Here is a 23,641-nt window from a genome sequence, read left to right as displayed (position 1 = left end):
TTTGCAGCAAGCAGACGCTAATGGACGCTTTTGGATTCCTGAGTTAGAGTTATTCCTCGGAATTTGGCAAGGCGAAAGATTATGTCAAACCATGAACTGGCTGCGCTGGTGGGATACAGAAGGAAATTTACTGTTGTGGAGCAGTGAGCAAGCCCAACAAGAACGCCAACGTGCTGAACAGGAACGCCAACGCGCTGAACAAGAACGCCAACGTGCTGAACAGGAAAGCCAACGTGCTGAACAGGAACGGCAACGTGCTGATATATTAGCAGCTAAGTTGCGTGAGCTAGGTATTGACCCTGATGCGTAGGCTTCTTGGGAGCATCCCATTTTTGTATCCGTCATTGCGAACGCGAGTGCGTCTCGTAGAGAGGAGGAACGACGAAGCAATCGCAAGGCTGGGATTGCTTCGTCGTTCCTCCTCGCAATGACATATTAAATTTTATTATTTCATCGAATAATAAAAACTGGGATGCACACTAGGCGTAGCCCGCAACTCGACTTGGCTCAGTGACCATCGTAGACATCGTATAACCTCAAGAAATGCTGGGAATAATAATTTTGGAACATCAGCACCAAAATTCTATGAAACAGCAAAAAAATCAGTTCAGCCATCTTACTGCGATCGATAGAAATTATTTATCATTTCCTGCACAGCTTTTATTAAATAAAAACCTTTTACAAGGCAAAATACTAGACTTTGGTTGTGGCTTTGGTAATGATGTTAAAATTTTGCGCCAAAAAGGTCTTGATATTACAGCCTATGACCCTTATTATTTTCCAGAATATCCTGATAATAAGTTTGATACAATAATTTGCTTTTATGTTTTAAATGTTTTATTCCCTGAAGAACAAACTAATGTTCTTATGAAAATATCCTATTTATTAAAACCAGGAGGTAAAGCTTATTACGCCGTAAGAAGGGATATCAAAAAAGAAGGTTTTAGAGAGCATTATGTCCATAAAAAGCCAACATATCAATGTATCGTTAAACTTCCCTTTTATTCAATTTGCTTAGATGAATATCGGGAAGTATATGAATATACTCACTATAATCATCAGCGAAATTCAGCTAATTCTTGTATATTCTGTAATCCCCACAAAAATCTAAAATTATTAACTGAGTCAGCAACTGCTTATGCTATTTTTGATGGGTATCCAATAAGTAAAGGGCATGTTTTGGTTATTCCCAAGCGTCATGTTAGCAATTATTTCGAACTACCTTTAAAAGAACAATCTGCTTGCTGGTTTATGGTTAACAAGGTACAAGAAATTCTCAAAGCAGAATTTGAACCTGATGGTTTTAATGTAGGAATGAATATCAATCGATCTGCCGGTCAAAATATTATGCACGCCAGTATTCATATCATCCCTCGCTACAAAGGTGATACTGTCTCTACTAAAAGTGGAATTAGGAACGTTATTCCTAAAAAACAATAGTTTTTCTGTAATGATTCAGGATTCAAAATTCTGCTGTAACCTAAACGCTTTCAAGTAATTATAAAAATTACTGGAACATGATGACTTACTCAAATTTAAAACATTGTATGCCGATATGGTGGTGAAGAGTTTGTATTAGCTTTACCAGGGCTGACACAAGAGAAAGCATTTCACCACGCCGAATAAATCCGGTTATCATTTCAAGCTGCGCGGTTGAAATCTGGAGGTAAAGAAATACATACGAAGGTTTCAGGTGGAGTGGCCGTGTTTCCAGATCATGGAAAAACCACTGATGAGTTATTACAAGTAGTAGATCAAGCGCTATATGCTGCTAAGTTACATGGGCGCAATTGCATCAAGCGCGTGCAATCTAATTGATGAGATGTAGAAATTTAAACAATCGTTTATCGAAAAATACATAAATCTAACCAATGCCTAATTTTTAGCTTTTGTTGAAAATATTTTGGTTAAGGAATTTCCAGAAATTAAATTATTCAATTTTGGGAGCGAATGATGATCGTTAAATTCTTCCTCTCGTACTTCCCCTGCTCGCCAAAGCGATCGCGTAGCGTCCCGCAGGGATGGGATATTTTTTTAGTTGGAAGTCCCTAAGCCAGATTATAGCGATTTCTTTGCTAGCAATGTCTACAAAGGGCTGTTTATACCATTTTGAATTTTAGATTTTGGATTGGGAATTACCATCTCTGTCTGGGTTCTATTAATCCATCCGTGGTAATCCTTTTCAAAATGGTATTAGATTATCGAGCTTGATAATGTAAATATTTTACTTTGACTAAGTGATACCATTTATGGTAGTGAAAAATAACCTACATTATAGAAATATAATAGTGACTCGCTTATTTCTTAGTTGTGCAGAGATTGCCTCAGCTAAAGTTGCAGCCCAGTAAAGAATACAAGCGTTTCTACCCCACTAAGTAAATTGCTGAAGCTGATAGGATTTGGGTAACTCTTAACTATTAATAAATATATAAGTGCTTAGTGCTATTAATGCTTTATATTTAGCGACAGGGTTGTGTAAACAACCACTCATCTTCAAATACTTAGGAGGAAGTACCCATCGGAAGCAACTTGCGCTTCGATACCATCAGCACGTAGCGTAAGTAAAGGTTAAGTTGATATTAAAACGAATAATTTTTGCTGAATTGCGACAGATAAAGACTAAACTAAAAAGTCTTGTGCAGCAAAACCTGTAGCTTTAAATGAAGTAATCATGTCTAAGGTTCTTGTCTCAGATTCTATTGATCAAGCTGGTATTGACATTCTTTCCCAAGTTGCTAGCGTTGATGTCAAACTAGGTCTAAAACCAGCCCAACTGCTCGAAATTATTGGTGAGTACGACGCACTGATGATTCGCTCTAGTACACGTGTCACTCAAGAAATCATTGAAGCCGGCACTCAGCTAAAAATCATCGGTCGTGCTGGCGTGGGTGTGGATAATGTGGATGTTCCCGCAGCCACCCGCAGGGGAATTGTAGTAGTCAATTCTCCAGAGGGAAACACAATTGCCGCAGCCGAACACGCGCTAGCAATGATTTTGGCTTTGTCTCGCCACATTCCCGATGCTAATGCCTCGGTGAAACGCGGTGCGTGGGATCGCAATAGCTTTGTCGGCGCGGAAGTCTACAAAAAAACTCTCGGCGTTGTCGGTTTGGGTAAAATTGGCTCCCATGTTGCGGCTGTAGCTAAGACAATGGGAATGAAACTCCTAGCTTATGACCCTTTTATTTCTACAGAAAGAGCCGAACAAATTGGCTGTCAGTTGGTAGAGTTAGATTTACTCTTCCAGCAAGCAGACTATATCACCCTACACATCCCCAAAACCCCAGAAACTACCCACTTAATCAATGCCACAACTTTGGCAAAGATGAAACCCACAGCCCGGATTATCAACTGCGCTCGTGGTGGGATCATTGATGAAGTAGCTTTAGCAGCAGCTTTGAAAGCGGGTAAAATCGGTGGTGCAGCCTTAGATGTGTTCGAATCAGAACCCCTTGGTGAATCGGAATTGCGATCGCTAGGTAAAGAAGTGATTCTCACCCCCCACTTGGGAGCCTCTACCGCCGAAGCTCAAGTGAATGTGGCTATTGATGTTGCCGAACAAATTCGGGATGTCCTTTTAGGACTACCAGCGCGTTCAGCTGTCAACATTCCCGGACTCGGCCCCGATGTGTTGGAAGAACTCAAACCCTACATGCAACTAGCAGAAACTCTAGGTAATCTGGTAGGACAGCTAGCTGGCGGACGGGTGGAAGTACTCAATATTCGTCTGCAAGGCGAACTCGCAACCAACAAAAGTCAGCCTTTGGTAGTAGCTGCCCTCAAAGGTTTACTTTACCAAGCTTTGCGGGAACGGGTAAATTACGTCAATGCCAGCATAGAAGCTAAAGAACGCGGAATTCGAGTAATTGAAACCCGCGATGCTTCCATCAGAGACTATGCCGGAACGCTTCATCTCGAAGCTACGGGTACTTTAGGTACTCACTCTGTCACCGGTGCTTTGTTGGGTGAGCGGGAAATCCATTTAACCGATGTTGATGGTTTCCCCATTAACGTCCCACCCAGCAAATATATGCTGTTTACCCTGCACCGCGATATGCCGGGGATTATTGGCAAACTTGGTTCTTTACTCGGCAGTTTTAATGTGAATATTGCCAGTATGCAAGTAGGCCGTAAAATCGTCCGTGGTGATGCGGTAATGGCTCTGAGTATAGATGACCCTTTACCAGAGGGCATTTTGGATGAGATTATAAAAGTCCCTGGTATTCGGGACGCGTATACAGTAACACTTTAAAAGTCAGGAGCCAGGAGCCAGAAGAAATAATTCCTCCTGACTCCTGAATTCTGACTCCTGAATTCTGAAAGATGGCAAACACCTGGTGGGAACTACAGATTTTATGTGAGCCAGACCTAGAAGATTCGATCTTTTGGCGACTGGAAGATTTTGGCTGTCGGGGAACAGCTAGTGAAAACAAAGGAAATTCATCTTTAGTCAGGGCTTATCTATCGACAATTCAAACACAGCTGCTAGATTTGGCAGCCCTATCGCTGTGGCTACGTCAAGATGCCCTCTGTGTAGGAGTTTCATCCCCTTCACTGCAATGGCAGTTAATTGATGAGGAAGATTGGGCGACTAGCTGGAAACAATATTGGCATCCGCAGGAAATCGGCGATCGCTTCCTAATTAACCCCGCATGGCTACCATTACCAGAAACAACAGAACGGTTGGTAATTCGTCTCGACCCTGGTGTAGCATTTGGTACGGGCAACCATGCCACGACTCAGTTATGTTTGGAATCCCTAGAAATGCGGCTAAGTGGAGTTCCTCAGTCATTTGTGGGTAATAGTGGTAAACATGAACATCTGGTAATTGCAGATATTGGCTGTGGTTCTGGTATCCTTTCCATTGGGGCGCTGCTACTGGGAGCCGAAAAAGTCTATGCAGTAGATAATGACCCTTTGGCGGTGCAATCAACTATCAGTAATGGTGTCTTGAATGACATTGGCTCAGAACGTTTACTACCAGCACTGGGAAGTGTAGATGTTTTAACGAAACTGCTTGAGAAACCAGTGGACGGTATAGTTTGCAATATTTTGGCTAATGTGATTATTGAGTTAATTCCAGAAATGAGTGCGATCGCTAAACCTGAAACTTGGGCAATCTTCAGTGGTATTTTACTAGAACAATCTAAAGCTGTTGCTGACGCTTTAGAAAAACATGGTTGGGTCGTTGCTACCCTGTGGAAACGAAAAGAATGGTGTTGCTTGAATGTACGGCGTTCTTAAGCTACCCAAAACTAAACACTGTAGGCGCAATCCATAAATTGCTCCTACCTGAAAATTAAGATTTCGGCTATGGTTAGCGTCAGTTTTATAAAAAAATGGATAATGCGTTTTCACATTATTCGACTTAAGTATAAGTAATCAAGCAATCTGAAGTGACATAATATATAGATTACCCACTATTGACTTTTGAACCCTGCGATGAAAGAACGGCTACAAATCCACAAAAAAGCTGACTCATCCGCTTCTAAGTCAGAGCAAGGTCAGTTGCAATCGCACCTATTAACTACTCACTCTCAATTTGGCTCCCAGAAGCCTATAGTACAGGCAAAAGTTGAGAATCAAGAATTTCAACAGGATCAGTTTGAGGCAACAAAACTCAAAATCCAAGCCAAGCACGGTACAATCACGCCAGAGGGACAGGAACGACTCACAGTATTACAGGCAAAGATGAATGAGTCGTTGCAGCAAGGAAAAGAACACTCTTTGCAGTTTGGTCATAACATTGACAAAATGGCGATCAGACGTACTGATACTGTGTCGCTGGTACAAATGGAACCCCTAATACAGCCAAAACTCACTATTGGTCAAGCAGGAGATCAGTATGAGCAAGAAGCTGATAGAGTAGCTACTTCTGTAGTCAACCAAATTAATTCACCTACTTTGCAAAAGCAGGAAGGACAGCAGACTAACCTACCAAGTAGCAGCAACGAACAAGCAAACTCTAAACAAATATTAGCAGCAGATAAAAAACAAAAATTCTTACAAGAGTACTCACTAGCCAAAACATTAGTAAATGGCATAGATCACACATTGCCAGAAGATAAAATCCTGGAACAATTATTCAAAAACTTTGGAAATATCCAATTTCAATACACAATGGTGAGTAAGAGCCAAGAAACTCTCTTAAAAGGCTCTCCAGAAGGAGATTGTCAGACATTAGCCCGTGCTTTTAAAAAGGTTGCAGAAGAATATTTTGGCATTGAGAAAATAACAGTTGAAAGCATTGCTAAACCTTTTTTAACTGAAGCTGGAGTGACACCATACCAAGGTAAAAAACCAAATTGTGATGATGGTAAACGGTGGTTCTTCCAAAACCATTATTGGGCTAGCTGGAACGGAAAAGTTTATGATGTTTTATTCCTCACCCATAAACGAACTGAAGCAGATATGGCAAAACAGGTGCAACCACTTACATCTATGTTGATGCCTGAGCAAGAATACTATGAAACTGAAAAAGGAAAAATTGTATACCCAATCGTCAATAAGTATTCCACTGTAGACATTAATATATTTGATAAGCTGAAAAACTTTGTCAGTAATCTTGGCAGATTTTTCTCTGATAATATGAGTGCGATCGTAAATAAAATTCAGTCTTTATTGTCCAAAGGTGGAAATAACGCTAGTGGTTTTGATTCTTTAATGAGAGAACTAGAAAACGACAAAACCAGTACTGTAATCTCAAACAATCAAAATCATTGAAGGAGGCAGGAGGCAGGGGGCAGGAGGCAGGGGGCAGGGGGCAGGGGGCAGGGAGCAGAGGGAAGGGAGCAGGGGGAAGAAGGAATCTTCTTTGATAAGTCAAAGGAGAGGTTTTCCTGAGATTTACGTTTATAGAGAGATGTATAGCCGCCGATAATTCGTTAAAAGTTAAAAGAGGCTTTACAAGATGGTGTCAAGTAATGGCAGATAAACCCCAATCAGAAATAGTAGTCAAGAAATCAGTTAATTCACCCAAAGAAACTTCAGAAATCAAAATCCAGGCTCAATCATCAGTAGAAAATGAACCGTCTGCATTAGAATCTTTTTTTACAACTGTTGCTCAGACTGGCAAAGCAGTTTTAGACACAGCAATAGAAGCAGGAGAAGCGACAGCAAAACAAACACACAAGTTCATTGAGGAAACAACTCAAAGCAGTGGTCAGGTTGTGAATCGCCTCAGTGAAAATTGGCTAATTAGAAAACTATCTGGAGTATTAAATCTAAATTGGCTAATTAATGATAACAACCTTGTTGATTTGGAAAAAGCAGAAGAGGCGGTAAATAAGCTCAAGCAAAAGTATCCCAATGAATTACCCAGCCAGATTGCTCACCGAATCATGGTGGAAAAAGCGACTCATGCAGCTACGGTTGGAATAGCAACTAGTATTTTGCCGGGAATAGCAGTTGCATTGTTAGCAATTGATTTAACAGCGACAACTAAATTGCAGTCAGAAATGCTTTATCAAATTGCATCTGTCTACGGGCTAGATTTAAAAGATCCTGCCCGGAAAGGTGAAATTTTGGCAATTTTTGGTTTGGCCTTGGGTGGAGGTCGTCTTTTGAAAGCTGCGGGATTAGGCTTACTGCGAAATGTGCCCTTGGCGGGTGCTGCGATCGCAGGTAGTTCAAATGCGACGATGATTTATTCATTGGGCTATGCTGCTTGTCGATTTTACGAGGCCAAACTAGATGAATCAACTTCCCTTACATCGCCACAGACTTTGGCAACATTAAAAGCAGAGAGTGAACAGTATCTAGAAAGTGCGATCGCTCAACAACCCATCATGGATCAAATCTTAGTTCACATGATCCTAGCTAGCCATCCAGAAAAGACCTGGACAGAAATTTTACCAGAATTAAAAGCTTTAAACCTCAATCCTACCTCGTTGGATGCCATTGCCAAAAATATCAAATCACCCCAGCCTTTAGATAGACTGCTCAATCAGTTAAACCGTGATTTTGCCATACCTTTGCTAGCTCAGTGTAAAAAAATTGCCCAGCTTGACAATCAGATTACACCAGCTGAACAAAAAATCATCGAAGCGATCGCCAATAAATTTGATATTGATACAAATGGAATTGGGGCATAGTGCATTAGGTAGAGGAGGTAAAAAGTGGAGTTATGAGCGCAGATTACTATTGTCAGACACAAAACTAGCCATTTTTAATAACAACTTTAAAGCCTGCCAAACTCCAACAGCTTGGCAGGCTTTTCTAGTGTTTTATTAAATTAATGTTCTATCATTATTTTTTTCCCAAATATAACTACCTCTCTTTTTTTTAACCTTTTCCTTTTATCTAATCTAAGTTTTTGCCTAGTTAATTCCTGAGCTATTAATTCCTGAGCGCGGCTTTCAATTTTTATTTGGTTTTCTATTGGTTGTTCTTTAATTTTTTCTCTTAGGCTTTTGCCCATTCTTCTTACCTTTCTTCTTTTAGTTTGTTAAGATGGCTCTTGTACCGTGCATCAGCCTTTTGAATTAAGTGTTTATAAAAAAGTTTTTGGCTAACGCCGGATTTGTCACCTGCTACCAATAAAATAGCTTGCCTCAATGGGTCAAAAGCAAACGCCACACGCCAAACACCACCAAAAGCTGAGAATCGTAACTCTTTCATATTTCCGTAGTTCGACCCTTTAAGCGTATCAACATGAGGACGTTTTGCTTGTGGGCCAAACATTTCTAATACCTGAGCCGTAGCAAGCAACTCATTTTTTACTTCTTGAGGTAAAGCATTGAACTCAGACTCGAAATCATCATGAAACTCAACTTGCCATTCCACTAATTTATTATGGTTAAAACTTCATACATTTTCAAGCGTATTATCGATTGACACTCTCAGCGCTAACATTATAGCTACTGGCCCCTGCTCCCTCATCTCCCCCATTGCCCACTCCCGTCACCATGAAACCAGAATTTTGAGCAATACTGGTACAGGAAGGAATATTTACACAAAATCCCAACATGACAATTCAACCTAGTGATAAGCCTTTGCTAGAGTGGGCAGGCGATAGTTTAGCGATTGGATTATTTGAAGATGCAGTAGAGTTAACTGGAGAACTGGCAACTTTAGATCAAAAGTTTTCTGGGGTATTAAAAGAACTAATTGCAGAAGAAGAATTTAAAGGTAAAGCCAGCAGTACTATCTTCACTCGTGTAAATGCTGGTAGCCCAGTGCGTAAATTGATTTTGGTAGGTTTGGGTAAACCAGATGCACTAAAACTTGAGACTTTGCGACGCGCGGCGGCGGCTGTAGCTAGGGTAGGAAAAAAGCAAAAAAGCAAAATTCTAGGATTTAGTTTTCCATTATGGAATAACGATCCAGCAGCCAGCGCCCAAGCGATCGCAGAAGGTGTAGAATTAGCGCTTTATCAAGATATTCGTTTTAAATCAGAACCCGAAGAGAAAGGATCGCAAATCGAAAGCGTAGATTTGCTAGGTTTCGGTGGACAAGAAGCCGCCATCACCCGCGCCAATCAAATCGTTTCCGGGGTAAATTTGGCACGACAGTTAGTAGCAGCGCCAGCGAACGCGGTAACACCAATTACTTTAGCCGAAACTGCCCAAGCGATCGCTAAGGATCACGGTTTACAAGTAGAAATTCTGGAAAAAGAAGACTGTGAAAAGTTAGGAATGGGTGCTTTTTTGGGAGTATCGCAAGGTTCCGAACTGCCACCTAAATTCATTCACCTGACTTACAAGCCAGAAGGTACACCCAAAAAGAAACTAGCAATTATTGGCAAAGGTGTAACTTTCGATTCCGGCGGACTGAATATCAAAGGTGCTGGTAGCGGCATCGAAACCATGAAAATGGATATGGGCGGCGCGGCGGCTACCTTGGGCGCGGCAAAAGCAATTGCTCAAATTAAGCCAGATGTTGAAGTTCACTTTATCTCGGCAGTAGCGGAAAACATGATTAGCGGTCGCGCCATGCACCCTGGAGATGTTCTCACCGCATCAAACGGCAAAACAATCGAAGTGAACAACACCGACGCTGAGGGACGTTTAACCTTAGCAGATGCCTTGGTGTATGCCGAAAAATTGGGATTAGATGCGATCGTAGACTTAGCCACTCTAACCGGTGCTAACATCATCGCCTTGGGTGATGATATTGCTGGTTTGTACACTCCCGATGATGACGTAGCTTCCCAGATCGAGAAAGCTGCCCAAACTTCAGGAGAAAAGATTTGGCGAATGCCAATGGAAGAAAAATATTTTGAAGGGCTAAAGTCTGGTATAGCAGACATGAAAAATACTGGCCCGCGCCCAGGTGGTGCAATTACTGCTGCCCTTTTCCTCAAGCAATTTGTTAAAGAGACACCTTGGGCGCACTTAGACATTGCCGGCCCAGTGTGGACAGATAAAGAAAATGGCTACAACAGCGCCGGCGCAACCGGCTACGGCGTTCGGACGCTAGTTAGCTGGGTAGAAGGGAGTGGGGAGTAGAAGAGGCAGGGGGCAGGGGGCAGGGAGCAGGGAGTAGGGGGAAAAATACCAATTCCCAATTCCCAGTTCCCAATTCCCCATTCCCCATTCCCAATTCCCAATTCGTGCTATCTTGAGCTTGCCAGCAAAAATTGTTGCAATAGTAACAGAAATAATTTGGCAGTCAGAAAGTTAAGCTTTTTCGGCAAAGCCATCTGGTAAAATTTATAAGGTTTCTAAAAGCTCTGAGCAATGGGATCGACTCGTGTACGGATCGCAATTGACGCAATGGGAGGGGATCACGCACCCGGTGAAATCGTTGCTGGCGCACTGCGAGCAAGGGAAGAATTAGGTGTAGACATATTACTAGTTGGTGATCCCCAACAGATAGAAGCTGCCTTGCCACCAAAAACTAATTTAGGGCAGATGGAGATCGTGACTGCTGAAGAAGCGATCGCAATGGATGAGGAGCCTTTAAATGCAGTTAGACGCAAACGCAAGGCTTCTATCAATGTGGCGATGGATTTAGTCAAGCAACAAAAGGCTGATGCTGTATTTTCTGCCGGCCACTCTGGGGCAGCGATGGCATCAGCTTTACTCCGGTTAGGACGATTGCCGGGAATTGACCGTCCAGCAATCGGGACTGTTTTTCCAACAATTGTTGCTGGCAAGCCAGTATTAGTACTTGATGTCGGCGCAAATGTAGATTGCCGTCCGAAGTTTTTAGAGCAGTTCGCCGTCATGGGATCGGCTTACAGCCAGTATGTTTTAGGTACAGCCGAACCGAAAGTGGGTTTATTGAATATCGGAGAAGAAGAGTCTAAGGGCAATGATGCAGCCGTTCGCGCCCACCAACTACTCCGCGAAAATTCTCAAATTAATTTTATTGGCAATGCCGAAGGGCGTGATGTGCTTTCCGGTCACTTTGATGTGATTGTCTGCGATGGCTTCGTAGGCAATGTACTATTAAAATTTGCCGAAGCCGTTGGAGAAGTGATTCTGCAAATTCTACGCGAAGAATTGCCTCAAGGATTGCATGGTCAAATTGGTTCCGCAATCTTAAAACCAAACCTGAAGCGAGTTAAGCAGCGAATGGATCACGCAGAACATGGTGGTGCTTTGCTGTTAGGCGTGGCAGGAGTTTGTTTTATCGGTCACGGTAGCTCACAAGCACCTTCAATTTTTAATGCAATTCGCATGGCCAAAGAAGCCGTTGACAACCAAGTATTACAACGAATTCAGTCCCAATATATCCTAGAGCGCGAGGGCAGTTAGTCATTAGTCATTAGTCATTGGTCATTTGTCAAGGAGAAAGGACAACTGACAACTGACACAGGACAAATGACACAGGACAAATGACAAAGGACAAAAGCTGATAGCTTAGGAGATTAGGAGTGCAAAACTTAGGCGTAGCAATTACCGGAAGTGGCTCGGCAGTACCAGCAGCTTCCCTACACAACCAGACATTGAGTGAACTAGTTGAAACCTCAGATGAGTGGATTGCCACAAGAACAGGAATTCGTCAACGACGATTAGCTGTGCCATCTGAGTCTTTGAGTGGACTTGCTACAGCCGCCAGCAGTCAGGCGATCGCAGCTGCGGGAATTAGACCAGAAGACCTAGACCTGATTCTGCTAGCGACTTCCACCCCTGATGATTTGTTTGGTAGTGCTTGTAAAGTCCAGGCGCAATTAGGAGCCACCAACGCAGTCGCCTTTGACTTGACAGCAGCCTGCTCTGGCTTTGTGTTTGGTCTGGTTACAGCAGCCCAATACATTAGAACAGGTGTATATAAGAATGTACTTTTGATCGGGGCAGATATCCTCTCTCGCTGGGTGGATTGGGAAGATCGGCGCACTTGTGTATTATTTGGCGATGGTGCAGGGGCAGTAGTATTACAGGCTGACAAAAGCGATCGCTTATTAGGATTTGCCCTTAAAAGTGATGGCACTCAAAACCATCACCTTAACCTTGCTTATACAGGTGCTTCCCAAGAATTGCTCCCCGATGTAAATATCACCAAAGGCACTTATCAACCGATTACGATGAACGGCAAAGAAGTCTATCGCTTTGCTGTCCAAAAAGTGCCAGAAATTATAGATAAAGCTTTATTTCAAGCCAACCTCAACGTTGACCAAATAGATTGGCTAGTGTTACATCAGGCCAATCAGCGCATTATCGATGCTGTTGCTCAACGCCTGAATATCCCAGAACATAAAGTTATAAGTAATCTGGCTCAGTATGGTAATACCTCTGCTGCTTCCATTCCCTTAGCTTTAGATGAAGCAGTACGACAAGGTAAAATTAAACCCAATGACATCATTGCTACATCAGGCTTTGGTGCCGGTCTTACCTGGGGCGCAGCAATTTTTCAATGGGGAAGATAATATATTGTCCTTTGTCATTAGTCCTCTGTCCTTTGTTATTCACAAATGACCAATGACCAATGACAAATGACCAATGACCAATGACAAATGACAAATGACAAATGACTAAAACTGCATGGGTGTTTCCCGGACAAGGTTCTCAAGCATTGGGAATGGGAGTAGATTTATTAGATATACCATCCGCTAAAGACAAATTTGCCCAAGCTGAGGAAATTTTGGGTTGGTCTGTAACCGAAATCTGTCAGAACGAAGAAGCAAAGTTATCACAGACGCTATACACTCAGCCAAGTCTTTATGTGATAGAAAGCATTCTTGCTGATCTTTTGCGAGAACGAGGACAACAGCCAGATTTAGTTGCCGGTCACAGTTTGGGAGAATATTCTGCCCTGTATGTAGCGGGTGTCTTTGAGTGGGCGGCTGGTTTATATCTAGTCAAGCGTCGTGCAGAACTCATGGATAATGCCGTCGGTGGAATGATGGCGGCTTTGATGAACTTTGACCACCAACAGTTAGAAAAAGTCATTGCCGAAACCCCTGATGTAGTCATAGCAAATGATAATAGTTCCACTCAGGTAGTAATTTCAGGCACGACTGAAGCTGTACAAGCAGTGATGACTCAAGTGAAAGCCAAGCGTGCTACTCCCTTAAAAGTTTCTGGAGCATTTCATTCACATTTAATCGCACCTGCGGCTGCGGAATTCCAAGACATTTTAGAATCTGTGGAATTTCAGCCAGCTACTGTCCCAGTGTTGTCTAATGTAGAACCAATTCCTTCTACTGATGGCAAGATTTTAAAGCAGCGCCTAAATAAACAAATGACTGGTTCTGTAAGATGGCGAGAAATTTGTCTGCAATTACCAGCTAACGGTATCCAGCGAGTAGTAGAAGTTGGCCCTGGTAAAGTCTTAACTGGCTTGATTAAACGTAGTAGCCCTGACTTAATATTAGAAAATATCCAGAGTGCTGCTAATTTACCTGTTTAATTTTTTTATTGAGATATGAGGCAATGCGCTTGAATTAAAGGTTATTGGTGTAGATAATTGGTCTTTCAAGACGCGATAAATCGCCGTCTCTACATGAGGGTTTTGGGCTTATATAGGTAGAGTTACAACAAATTCTGTACCCTTCCCTAGTGTGGAATTACAATCAAGTTTGCCTTGATGCAGTTCAGTCACAATTTGATAGCTGATAGTTAAGCCTAATCCAGATCCTTTACCCACCTCTTTAGTCGTGAAAAAGGGGTCAAATAACCTTGTTATAATTGTGTCTGGAACTCCGAGACCATTATCTGCGATCGCAATCATGATTTGGTTTTCTGATACCAACTGAGTCTGAATCCAAATTGTGTTGGGATATGAAACAATTTCTGTAGGCGTGCGTTGCTGATTTGCATCTTCTAAGGCATCAATTGCATTAGACAGAATATTCATAAATACCTGATTGAGTTGTCCTGGGTAACAGATTACAAGAGGTAATTTTCCATAGTTTTTTACCACTTCTATTACTGGACGCTGCGGTTGCTCTTTCAGACGATGTTGCAAAATTAATAAAGTACTATCAATACCCTCATGAATATCAACCGCCTTAAATTCAGATTCATCTAAACGGGAGAAATTGCGGAGCGATCGCACAATTTCACGAATACGATTAGTGCCAATTTCCATTGAGGATAAGAGCTTAGGCAGATCATCTCGAATAAATTCCAAATCCAATTCTTTAGAGGATGTTTGAATTTCAGCGACTGGATTAGGATAGTGATACTGATACAGTTGAATAAATTCCAATAAATCTTGGGCGTAATTTTGTACATAGGTGAGGTTGCCGTAAATGAAGCTGACAGGATTATTGATCTCATGTGCCACGCCTGCGACGAGTTGCCCCAAGGCTGACATTTTTTCACTCTGGATCATCTGAGCTTGGGTACGACGTAGTTCTTCAAGTGTCTGTTGTAATGTTGTTGTCCGTTCATTAACCCTTCGCTCTAAGGCATTGTTTACCTGTTCTAATTGGATGAAAGAAGTCTTTAACTGACTTGCCATGCTGTTGAAAGAACTAGCAAGTCCCCCCAATTCATCCTGTCGCATGGTATCGAGATTAATCGCAAAATCACCGTTAGCAAGTTGGTTACTAGCTGCCGTTAATTGCTTGAGGGGTTTAGCGATTTGTTGTTGCAACACCGAGAAGAGCAATAACACTTCAACCAGCAGCGCCACTGCACCAGAAATTAAGATAAATTGAGCCGTATCCCATGCTGCTCCCGATAGCAATGATTTGGGATAGACTGTGACAAAATACCAATCTGGGCCTTGTAAGCGTGTCACTGCCAAGTATTCACGGTCTTGGCTATTTTCAAGGACGTGGGTTTTTGGTTGAGCGTTTGTCACCAGCTGAAAAATGCGGTTGAGATGAGGATCGTTGATTGTATCGATTTTTAGCTGACCTTGAGCTTGCTGAATTTCCGCAGTCCGATGGGGATGGACAATTAAACGACCGTCTGAGCGAAAAATTAGATTATAAGTGCCTGGTAATTGATCCTGGATTGTATGCTCCATCAGATCGGTTAAGACCACATCATGTCCCAGAATACCCAGGAAGCGATCGCCCTCATAGACAGGTACAATTGCTGAAACCATCCAGATATTTACACTTGGATCGAGATAAACACCTGTCCACTTAGGCGATCGCGCCGGGTTATGTTGAGGATCGGCAATATAAAAATATTCCTCCTTCGGGTTATAGAGATTAGGCGGTACTTCCAACGTGAACGGCACTCCTTTCCAGTAGTTAATCCCTGCATTTTCTGGTGTCAGAAAATAGGTATCGATAAACCGATTAGACCAAGCAGCCCCGTAAGCACTAATCACTGGATGAGCCTTTAGCATACGCTGCTTTAGTTCTTCAGTCATTTGCACATTTCGACCAATGAATAATCCCGCATATCGAGTTGAATCAAAATCTTTACTCGGTCGATTTTGAGGAAAATTGCGTATAGTACCATCGTTCCAGGAAAAATACTGCCGCTTAAATTCCGCCTGGAAATCAATATTATTAGGTTGCTTGAATTCCAGCAAAAGGCGATCGCCAAGCATTGCAAGGTTATCCTGTGCAAGTTGAAAGATGCTGCTTTCTCGCTCTCCCCGTCCACTGATGTACTTTTCTAGTTGGGTTTGGGTTTGGGCTTCCAAACGGGATATGACATGAACATAGCTTACCCCAGCAGACATGAGTACCACTATCGTTACTCGCAATGCCATATTAATTAGTGTTTTATGGGTAAGTGAGGTGGGGCGACTCTTAACGAAACGGACACACCATTGTTTCTGAAGGGTTTGTCTAAATTGGGTAAGCATAAAGCAGAGATAAATATTTAGGCTGAAGATATCCTGAAAGTTGATATGGATGTATGTCCTACAACGGTAGCTGGATCACAAATTTAGTACCTTTGCCTGGCCTAGAATCTACCTCAATCACTCCTCCATGTTTTTCTACGACGATTTGACGAGCGATCGCTAATCCTAGTCCTGTACCTTTACCCACACCTTTTGTAGTAAATAAGTGGTCAAATATCTTTTGTTTCACTTCTTCACTTATCCCATTGCCATTATCTGCGATCGCAATTTTTACACCTTCATTTTCTAAGGAAGTTTTAATTGTAATTTGGTTGGCATTAGACTGAATTTCTTTAAAACTCCGTCCAATATTTGATTCATCTAGCGCATCAATAGCATTGGCTAGAATATTCATAAATACCTGATTTAGTTGCCCAGGAAAACATTTAACCTGGGGCAAATTTCCATAATCAGTTACCACTTTAATTTCTGGACGTTCTTCATTAGCTTTCAGACGATGTTTGAGAATTAAAATCGTACTGTCTATACCTTCGTGGATATTAAACGGCACTTTATAATCTTTGTCAGCACGAGAGAAAGTGCGAAGACTGGTGCTGATGTTGCGGAGGCGATCGCACGCCATTGTCATAGAATCAATTATCTTGGGTAAGTCTGATAAGCTATAATCCAAGTCAATATCTTCGGCATGACCTTTAATTTTATCGCTGGGATTGGGTAAACTTTCTTGATATAGTTTTAAGTGTTCAACAATATCTGCAATAGTAGGTTTAGCTTGTTGGAGACTGGCAGAAATAAAGCCCAAAGGATTATTCATCTCATGAGCTACCCCGGCAACTAAGTTACCCAATGCAGACATTTTCTCACTTTGGACAACTTGTAATTGTGCTTGTTGCAAGTCTTGTAATGCTTGCCCAGCTTGTTGATACAGTCGTGCATTCTCTAGAGATATTGCGGCTTGAGATGAAAGAAGGTTAATTACACTGAGGCGATCGCTAGTAAAAACCCCTTGAGTTAAGCTATTTTCTAGGTAGAGAATTCCTACCAAATCCCCTTGATTAATAATCGGGACACACAACACACTCTGAGGTTGGTGTTCCAACATATATTTTCCAATTACCCCAGGAATATCTGTTTTGCAATTGTCTATAACAATTGTTTGTTGAGTATTTTTGACATAATTGATAATTTTTACAGGAATATCTTGACAATTGTCTAGTAATTGTAAATTGAGGATAGTTTGTATTTCTTCATGCTCGATAAAGGTAATTGCTTTAACTTCCCAAATGTCCTCCTCTTGGGGAAGAATTAGTACAACTTTTTTCGCGCCAGAGTTTTCTAGGATAATGCGAGTGAGGCTGGCAATGAGTTGATCTGATTTTAGAGAACTAGAAATAGCTTGAGCAGCTTTGAAAACAGAGGTAAAATCCAGAACATCAGCAATACTAGTGCTGCCAGTACTAGAAGATGAGGCAGTGCCACGAAAAGCAATGGTTTCTAAGGGATTGAGATTGATTCGTTGGTGTTGCAAGATGGGTTGGAGTAGTTGGGGATAAGTTTTTTCTAGGTGATTAACTTTGGCTTTAGCTCCCCAACGGGCGTAGCAGTAGTATGCTTCTTGTATATAGACTTGGGCGATTTTTTCTTTACCCCAGTCGAGGTAGAATTTGGCTGCTAATTCGTTGCTAAGTGCTTCTTCTTGAATGTAGCCGTTTTCTTTGGCAAGAGATATGGCGCGATCGTACAATTCTATTGCTTCGGTTTTTTGCCCTAATATCCGAAACCTTTCAGCTTCTACTAAGTTATATTTGTGAGTATAATTCTGTGGCGCACTTTCTGACCATTTTTTGAGTTTTTTATGAGCTTCTTCTACTCGCTCAATAATTAATTTTTGCTCAGTTATTGAGCAGTCTTTATATAAGACTAAATTAGTCAAAGCCTCATAAAAATAAAAGGTTGGAATTAGCACTAATCCAGTCACGCTAGTTAAATATTTCTCTACAACAGTGACATTTTTCAGTGCTTCTTGATAATTACCAAAGAGATAACATAAAAGCAGCTTACAGAAATGAAGCTGACAAATAATACTAGTTTGATTGGCAGCTTGATGCAGAGGTAACATTGCGACTTCATCATAAACTTCGCCAATTAATAAACAAGGATTTTCTGACATCCCCAACAAATTTAAAACTGATTGATAATAGATGCTATTGAAATTCAAATAGGTGGTTTGCTTAAACTGGTGCATAATTGTGCCATAGTTTCCCATAGCTTGGGCTAATTCCTCTAAACCATGACCACTTAAATAAGCATATCTGCCAAAAACATAGGCAGACATTACAGCATATTCAATATCTCCAGTTTCTAAACCACTCGTATAAGCTTGTAAAAGAGGATTTAAAGTTTCTTTAACAGGCGATTTCCAATGTCGAATAAAACAATTTACTGCAAATAGAGTTTTTGACTTAACTTTGAAAGCATTTAAACGTTCAAGTAACAGTAATGCCATTTCCCCAAATTCATATCCTGTATCAATTTCTCCTAGAACACCGCAGAGTATAAGTCCATAGCTAGCATAAGCATAGGTAGATTCTGGAGCATTACCATAGAGGATTGACAATTGAACTTGTTTAAATACAATTACTCGAAACAATGGGGGATTTGCTTGGTAAGCTGCTGACATAATGCTCGACAAAATTCGCATTGCTGCCAGAATATTCTCATCCGTCATTTTTGGCAGTTCTAGTAAATCCATCGCTGGTTTATCTGCCAAAAGACATTTTGTTTGTTCCAGTTCAGACTCGATATCAGTTTGATTAACTTGTTGAGGCAGTTCTACTCCTATTGATTGAAGAACAGTCAGTGCAATTTGCAAAGCATTCTTGTGCTGTGCCTGTGCCATGTAAGCTTGAATTTTGACATTGTAAATAGGAATTTGTTCGAGGAGAGTTTTTGCTTGTTGGATAACAACAGTTGCATAGCTTTCCATGCGTTCAAAGTCACCACTCAGACAAAGTACTTCTGTAATGGATTGATATAGTAATAGTGTTAGCTCGTACTGGCTATACCAACTCTCATGAGGTAAAAGTTCTAAACCTATTGTTAAATATTCAACTGCTAATGTATAAGCAGTTGCCAATTGTGCTTTCCTACCTGCTTTTAAATTCAATTTGAGGAGTTGTTCTCGTTCAAGCGGATCAATAATCAGTATTAATGCAATATTTAACTGATTAACAATTTCAAAAAGTTTTTCTTCTTTTTTGATTTCAGGTGTGTTTTGAAGTAATAGCTTACCTATTTGTAGATGGGTAGCTTTTTTCTGTTCTTTAGGGATAAGAGAGTATGCTGCTTCTTGGACGCGATCGTGTAAAAATTTATAGTTAACAATTTCAGAACTTTCTTCAGCAATAGCTTGACTTTCCTCACCAAGATAAAATTTATATACCTCAGTAGTAGGTAAAACTAAACCCTCATGCAATCCATTCCACAAATTAGTTGCGGTTTCTGCTTGCGATTTTTCTGAAACAACTGCTAATGTTTTCAAATCAAACTGATTTCCAATACAAGCAGCTAATTTCAAAATATCTTGAGTTGGTTGTGGTAGCTTTCTCAATTGCAATACCATGAATTCAACTACATCATTTGTGACTGCTTGTTGACTAATTTGTGTGATATCACATTGCCAGTAGCCCTCTGTCAAGTTAAATTGAATTAGCCCATCTTGGTATAATGATTTTATAAATTGAGTATCAAAAAATGGATTACCAAAAGTTTTTTGATAAACTATCTGTGAAATTGGTAATGCTAAAGCTTCTGAACATTTAAGCGTTGCAGCAATTAATTGATTCACATCTCCTTGACTTAATGGTGCTAAAGTAATTGTGTTAATAGTTGCTGCTACTTTTTGCATCTCACTAACAGTCAACATCAACGGATGTACTGGATTTACTTCATTATCTCGATAAGCACCAATCAATAAAAGATACTTTGTATCAGCTATTAATAACTGCATTAATTTCAGTGATGCCAAATCAGCCCACTGCAAATCATCTAAAAATATTACTAATGGATGTTTAACGTTAGTAAAAACTTGAGTAAATTTTTGAAATAATAAATTAAATCTATTTTTTGATGCGCTTCCTGATAATTCTATGGCTGGTGTTTGTTTGCCAATAATCCTTTCTAATTCGGGAATAACTTCAATAATAACTTGTCCATTTTCACCTACAGCTTCTAAAATTTTAATTTTCCATTGCTGAATTTGAGAAGTACTTTCTGTTAATAATTGACCCATTAAATTTCGGAATGCTTGTACAAAGGCGATAAAGGGAACATTCCGTTGAAATTGGTCAAATTTGCCTTTGATAAAATAACCGCGTTGGCGCACAATCGGTTTATGAACTTCGTTAACAACAGCAGTTTTACCAATGCCTGAAGAACCAGCTACCAGAATCATTTCAGTTGCACCTTTGCTAACTCTTTCAAAGGCTTGAAGGAGTGCGGCTATTTCGGTTTCTCGTCCATAAAGTTTGTCGGGGATAATAAAGCGATCGCACACATCACTCTGGGCAATTTTAAAGTTATCAATTGTGCCAGTTTCTTTTAGCTGATGCAAACATTTTTCTAAATCAAATTTTAATCCTAATGCACTCTGATAGCGATCTTCAGCATTTTTGCTCATCAATTTTATGACAATATCTGAAATCACTTGCGGAATTTCTTCGCTTTTGATTTTTTCGGGATCTTTTGCAATATGACAATGTAGTAACTCCATTGGCTCGTTTGCTCTAAATGGTAATCTTCCAGTTAGTAGTTCGTAAAAAGTGACACCTAGAGCATAAAAATCAGTTCGATAGTCAATCCCTCGATTCATTCTGCCTGTTTGTTCTGGTGATAAATAACTGAGTGTCCCTTCTAATACATTTGGACTCATCAGCGTTTGGGTTTCTCGTGGTAGCAGAGATGCAATACTAAAGTCAATCAATTTAACTTGTTTAGTTTCGGGATTAATTAGAATATTGGCGGGTTTGATATCTTTATGAATAATCCGTTCGCGGTAGAGTATATCTAAGGTGTTGCACAGTGCGATCGCAATTAGTAAAAACTCTTCTAGAAAATCGGTATGTCGCGTTTGGTCAGAAATGAAATAATCTTTAAGAGAAATCCCGCCAAAGTCTTCCATTACCAACGCATAGCCATTTTGATACGGTTCCAAGCTGTAGGTTTGGATGATTAGAGGTGAGTTGATATTTTTAGCTATGGTGTACTGATTACGAAACGATAAGAGTTCGCTGAAACTCGGATAAGGATTTTTGAGCAATTTAATCACTACAGGTAATAAGTCAGTTTCTCGATAACCGCGATAAACCACGGTTCTCGAACCGTTGTAGAGTTGTTCGTTAACCTTGTATCCAGAAATACTGACTGTAGTGAGAAACATACTGTTAAATTCTAAAGATTTCTAGATTTAGTGTTCCCCAATAGGTGAAGTAATTCATCTCTATAGCATTTTTGCGTTTGCTCTGGGTGTTGCGATCGCTTATGCTAAATTCAGTTTGATTTGCATTATCTTCTGTGGACAAAAACCGCGAACCGTTTATCAGTCTGGCACTTTACCACGCCTTTAAATGGTCAGTCGTCAGCCCCATGCTTCACGCTTACTTTCGGGGCCAGATTCATGGTACGGAAAATGTCCCTCAATCAGGGCCGCTACTGATAGTAAGTAATCACGCTAGTTACTTTGACCCGCCGATTGTCTCTAATTGTGTACGTCGTCCTGTGGCGTACATGGCTAAGGAAGAGTTATTTAAAATCCCTGTTTTGGCGCAAGCGATTAAACTGTACGGTGCTTACCCAGTGAGTCGAGGAAGTGCCGATCGCAATGCCATCCGTTCCGCCCTAGAATATCTCAATAAAGGTTGGGCTGTCGGTGTTTTCTTGGAAGGTACTCGCACCCCAGATGGTCGAATTACAGACCCCAAGAGAGGCGCACTGCTACTGGCGGCGAAAGCAAAAGCCCCAATATTGCCCGTGAGTGTCTGGGGTACTGAGAAGATTTTACAAAAAGGCTCGTCCCGACCTCGCGCAGTTCCCATTACTGTGAGAATTGGTAACTTGATTGATGCTCCTAGTTCCAGCAATAAAGAAGAATTGGAGGCGTTGACACAAAAGTGTGCCACGGTAATTAACGATATGCATGATTTAGGGAGATGAGTTAGACACGCAAGAAATATATGCTTTAGGGTGGTAGCGATCGCTCCTTAACCTCTGTATGTTTAAGGTCAATCTGCTCTAGCAATGACATCAGACTTTGTGCTTAAATGCAACTGCTAGGCAAATCTACCAGCAATTTCACCCTAAACATCATTATGAGCGGCTTTGAAGCCAAGAATTTTTGGGAGCGATTAAATAATCTAGCATTAGTTAGATTTTTACTTTTAGTTGCTTCTGGCTGGGCAATTGTACAGCTTTTAGCTTACTTTGAAGCAGTCATTGTTATTTTCACATTCGCTGCAATTTTGGCCTTTTTACTCAGCTATCCCGTACAAGGGCTACGGCGTTTTTTACCCCACGGTGTAGCTGTTGGTCTTGTTTTCTTGCTCAGTATTGTGATTATAGGCGGTCTGATAATTACCGTGGGCTTAACGGTTTTATCTCAAGGACAACAATTAATCGATAGTATCACTGCATTTTTAAATTCTTTAGTACCTCTATTAGAGCGAATAGAAGGAATTTTGCGAAGCCGGAATTTGCAGATAGATTTAAGTTTTATTGAAGAACAACTGCGGAACCAAGCTGTCTCAAGTCTTGTGACTAGTTTAGCTATTCTACAAGGGTTTATGACGAACTTTGTGACTTTTGTATTGATTGCAGTTGTGGCTTTCTTCATGTTATTAGATGGAGACAAGCTTTGGAATCTTACCATAAAAATAGTACCAAAACAGCGTCGAAATAGATTTACAAGTATAATCAGACGCTCCTTTCTCGGATTTTTTAGAGGTCAGTTATTATTAAGTGCATTTCTCACAAGTACGACTTTCGTGGTTTTCTTAATATTACAAGTACCTTTTGCTTTAATATTGTCAATAATAGTTGGAATTCTTGATATCATTCCTGGCATAGGAGCAACATTAGGAGTAAGCACAATTACTCTATTTGTGTTGTCTCAAGGTGTTTGGTTAGCATTGAAAGTATTGATAGCTTGTATTATCCTCCAGCAGATACAAGACAACTTAATTGCGCCCCGAATTATGCAAGATGCGCTGAATCTTAATCCTGTAGTAGTATTCTTTGCTTTGCTAATAGGCGCTAGAGTAGCAGGTTTGCTAGGAGTTTTTATATCTATCCCTATCGCTGGAGTAATTGTATCTTTATTTGAAATTGATGAGATGAAATCAGAAGTTTAGTTGTTGGTCATTTGTCATTTGTCAGGAACTCGGAACTAGTGAATAATGTAAAAATAGCCATTTACAAATAAACA

17 protein-coding genes and 1 pseudogene are annotated in these 23,641 nt (G+C 40.7%); 13 read left to right on the top strand and 5 right to left on the bottom strand.

Going from position 1 to position 23,641, the window contains the following annotated elements; all coding sequences use genetic code 11:
* The 7 genes and pseudogenes from VB732_RS28200 to VB732_RS28170 all read left to right on the top strand — a co-directional run.
* Positions 1–310: pseudogene (locus tag VB732_RS28200) on the top strand (hypothetical protein); the annotation flags it as partial.
* Between the two features lie 275 nt (positions 311–585).
* Positions 586–1,440 (top strand): bifunctional class I SAM-dependent methyltransferase/HIT family protein, encoded by an 855-nt coding sequence (locus VB732_RS28195; RefSeq protein WP_323234180.1) that lies wholly within the window; start codon positions 586–588, stop codon positions 1,438–1,440.
* A 213-nt stretch (positions 1,441–1,653) separates the two neighbouring features.
* Positions 1,654–1,818, top strand: a complete 165-nt coding sequence (locus VB732_RS28190; RefSeq protein WP_323234179.1) for a diguanylate cyclase domain-containing protein — start codon at positions 1,654–1,656, stop codon at positions 1,816–1,818.
* Positions 1,819–2,671: 853 nt separating this feature from the next.
* On the top strand, positions 2,672–4,252 hold the full coding sequence (gene serA, locus VB732_RS28185; protein WP_323234178.1) for a phosphoglycerate dehydrogenase: 1,581 nt from the start codon (positions 2,672–2,674) through the stop codon (positions 4,250–4,252).
* A 71-nt stretch (positions 4,253–4,323) separates the two neighbouring features.
* The gene (prmA, locus tag VB732_RS28180; protein WP_323234177.1) at positions 4,324–5,244 is read left to right on the top strand and encodes a 50S ribosomal protein L11 methyltransferase; all 921 of its coding nucleotides are present in this window, start codon (positions 4,324–4,326) and stop codon (positions 5,242–5,244) included.
* Positions 5,245–5,430: 186 nt separating this feature from the next.
* Complete coding sequence (locus VB732_RS28175) at positions 5,431–6,723, top strand: hypothetical protein (protein ID WP_323234176.1); 1,293 nt, start codon at positions 5,431–5,433, stop codon at positions 6,721–6,723.
* Positions 6,724–6,923: 200 nt separating this feature from the next.
* Positions 6,924–8,093, top strand: a complete 1,170-nt coding sequence (locus tag VB732_RS28170; protein ID WP_323234175.1) for an EcsC family protein — start codon at positions 6,924–6,926, stop codon at positions 8,091–8,093.
* 140 nt (positions 8,094–8,233) lie between these two features.
* Here VB732_RS28170 and VB732_RS28165 read toward each other — a convergent pair whose 3' ends face one another.
* From VB732_RS28165 to VB732_RS28155, 3 genes are read right to left on the bottom strand one after another with little or no spacing between them, the layout of a single operon-like run.
* Positions 8,234–8,419 carry a hypothetical protein gene (locus tag VB732_RS28165; RefSeq protein ID WP_323234174.1) on the bottom strand — a complete coding sequence of 62 codons (186 nt, stop codon included), beginning with the start codon at positions 8,417–8,419 and terminating at the stop codon, positions 8,234–8,236.
* 5 nt (positions 8,420–8,424) lie between these two features.
* Positions 8,425–8,784, bottom strand: a complete 360-nt coding sequence (locus VB732_RS28160; RefSeq protein WP_323234173.1) for a type II toxin-antitoxin system RelE/ParE family toxin — start codon at positions 8,782–8,784, stop codon at positions 8,425–8,427.
* Between the two features lie 40 nt (positions 8,785–8,824).
* Positions 8,825–8,968 carry a hypothetical protein gene (locus VB732_RS28155; protein ID WP_323234172.1) on the bottom strand — a complete coding sequence of 48 codons (144 nt, stop codon included), beginning with the start codon at positions 8,966–8,968 and terminating at the stop codon, positions 8,825–8,827.
* Between VB732_RS28155 and VB732_RS28150 the strand changes: the two genes are divergently transcribed.
* The 4 genes from VB732_RS28150 to fabD all read left to right on the top strand — a co-directional run bounded on the left by VB732_RS28150 (position 8,967) and on the right by fabD (position 13,797).
* Complete coding sequence (locus VB732_RS28150) at positions 8,967–10,448, top strand: leucyl aminopeptidase (RefSeq protein WP_323234171.1); 1,482 nt, start codon at positions 8,967–8,969, stop codon at positions 10,446–10,448. The genes VB732_RS28155 and VB732_RS28150 overlap by 2 nt on opposite strands.
* A 231-nt stretch (positions 10,449–10,679) precedes the next feature.
* Positions 10,680–11,702: a phosphate acyltransferase PlsX gene (plsX, locus tag VB732_RS28145; protein WP_323234170.1), complete on the top strand. Its 1,023-nt coding sequence runs from the start codon at positions 10,680–10,682 to the stop codon at positions 11,700–11,702.
* 119 nt (positions 11,703–11,821) lie between these two features.
* Positions 11,822–12,814, top strand: a complete 993-nt coding sequence (locus tag VB732_RS28140) for a beta-ketoacyl-ACP synthase 3 (protein WP_323234169.1) — start codon at positions 11,822–11,824, stop codon at positions 12,812–12,814.
* A gap of 101 nt (positions 12,815–12,915) precedes the next feature.
* The gene (fabD, locus tag VB732_RS28135; RefSeq protein WP_323234168.1) at positions 12,916–13,797 is read left to right on the top strand and encodes an ACP S-malonyltransferase; all 882 of its coding nucleotides are present in this window, start codon (positions 12,916–12,918) and stop codon (positions 13,795–13,797) included.
* 108 nt (positions 13,798–13,905) lie between these two features.
* Here the strand turns inward: fabD and VB732_RS28130 are convergent, their stop codons facing one another.
* Positions 13,906–16,164 (bottom strand): ATP-binding protein, encoded by a 2,259-nt coding sequence (locus VB732_RS28130; protein WP_323234167.1) that lies wholly within the window; start codon positions 16,162–16,164, stop codon positions 13,906–13,908.
* A 58-nt stretch (positions 16,165–16,222) separates the two neighbouring features.
* The gene (locus tag VB732_RS28125) at positions 16,223–21,601 is read right to left on the bottom strand and encodes an ATP-binding sensor histidine kinase (protein WP_323234166.1); all 5,379 of its coding nucleotides are present in this window, start codon (positions 21,599–21,601) and stop codon (positions 16,223–16,225) included.
* 134 nt (positions 21,602–21,735) lie between these two features.
* Between VB732_RS28125 and VB732_RS28120 the strand changes: the two genes are divergently transcribed.
* Positions 21,736–22,374, top strand: coding sequence for a lysophospholipid acyltransferase family protein (locus tag VB732_RS28120; protein WP_323234165.1), 639 nt, complete (start codon positions 21,736–21,738; stop codon positions 22,372–22,374).
* A gap of 155 nt (positions 22,375–22,529) precedes the next feature.
* Entirely contained in the window at positions 22,530–23,567 is a 1,038-nt protein-coding gene (locus tag VB732_RS28115) for an AI-2E family transporter (protein WP_323234181.1), read from the top strand.
* Positions 23,568–23,641: the final 74 nt, after the last annotated feature.

The sequence above is a fragment of the Nostoc sp. UHCC 0252 genome (genome assembly GCF_034931145.1).
GTDB lineage: Bacteria > Cyanobacteriota > Cyanobacteriia > Cyanobacteriales > Nostocaceae > Nostoc.
The sequence above is the reverse complement of the archived record's forward strand: the minus strand, read 5'-3'. Positions and strand labels throughout refer to the sequence as shown.

What these genes read in the sequence shown, in the direction of transcription:
- VB732_RS28195 (WP_323234180.1), top strand. Translation starts at nt 586, where the DNA reads ATGAAACAGCAAAAAAATCAGTTCAGCCATCTTACTGCGATCGATAGA.
- serA (WP_323234178.1), top strand. Translation starts at nt 2,672, where the DNA reads ATGTCTAAGGTTCTTGTCTCAGATTCTATTGATCAAGCTGGTATTGAC.
- prmA (WP_323234177.1), top strand. Translation starts at nt 4,324, where the DNA reads ATGGCAAACACCTGGTGGGAACTACAGATTTTATGTGAGCCAGACCTA.
- VB732_RS28170 (WP_323234175.1), top strand. Translation starts at nt 6,924, where the DNA reads ATGGCAGATAAACCCCAATCAGAAATAGTAGTCAAGAAATCAGTTAAT.
- VB732_RS28165 (WP_323234174.1), bottom strand. Translation starts at nt 8,419, where the DNA reads ATGGGCAAAAGCCTAAGAGAAAAAATTAAAGAACAACCAATAGAAAAC.
- VB732_RS28150 (WP_323234171.1), top strand. Translation starts at nt 8,967, where the DNA reads ATGACAATTCAACCTAGTGATAAGCCTTTGCTAGAGTGGGCAGGCGAT.
- VB732_RS28155 (WP_323234172.1), bottom strand. Translation starts at nt 8,968, where the DNA reads ATGTTGGGATTTTGTGTAAATATTCCTTCCTGTACCAGTATTGCTCAA.
- plsX (WP_323234170.1), top strand. Translation starts at nt 10,680, where the DNA reads ATGGGATCGACTCGTGTACGGATCGCAATTGACGCAATGGGAGGGGAT.
- fabD (WP_323234168.1), top strand. Translation starts at nt 12,916, where the DNA reads ATGACTAAAACTGCATGGGTGTTTCCCGGACAAGGTTCTCAAGCATTG.
- VB732_RS28130 (WP_323234167.1), bottom strand. Translation starts at nt 16,164, where the DNA reads ATGCTTACCCAATTTAGACAAACCCTTCAGAAACAATGGTGTGTCCGT.
- VB732_RS28125 (WP_323234166.1), bottom strand. Translation starts at nt 21,601, where the DNA reads ATGTTTCTCACTACAGTCAGTATTTCTGGATACAAGGTTAACGAACAA.
- VB732_RS28115 (WP_323234181.1), top strand. Translation starts at nt 22,530, where the DNA reads ATGAGCGGCTTTGAAGCCAAGAATTTTTGGGAGCGATTAAATAATCTA.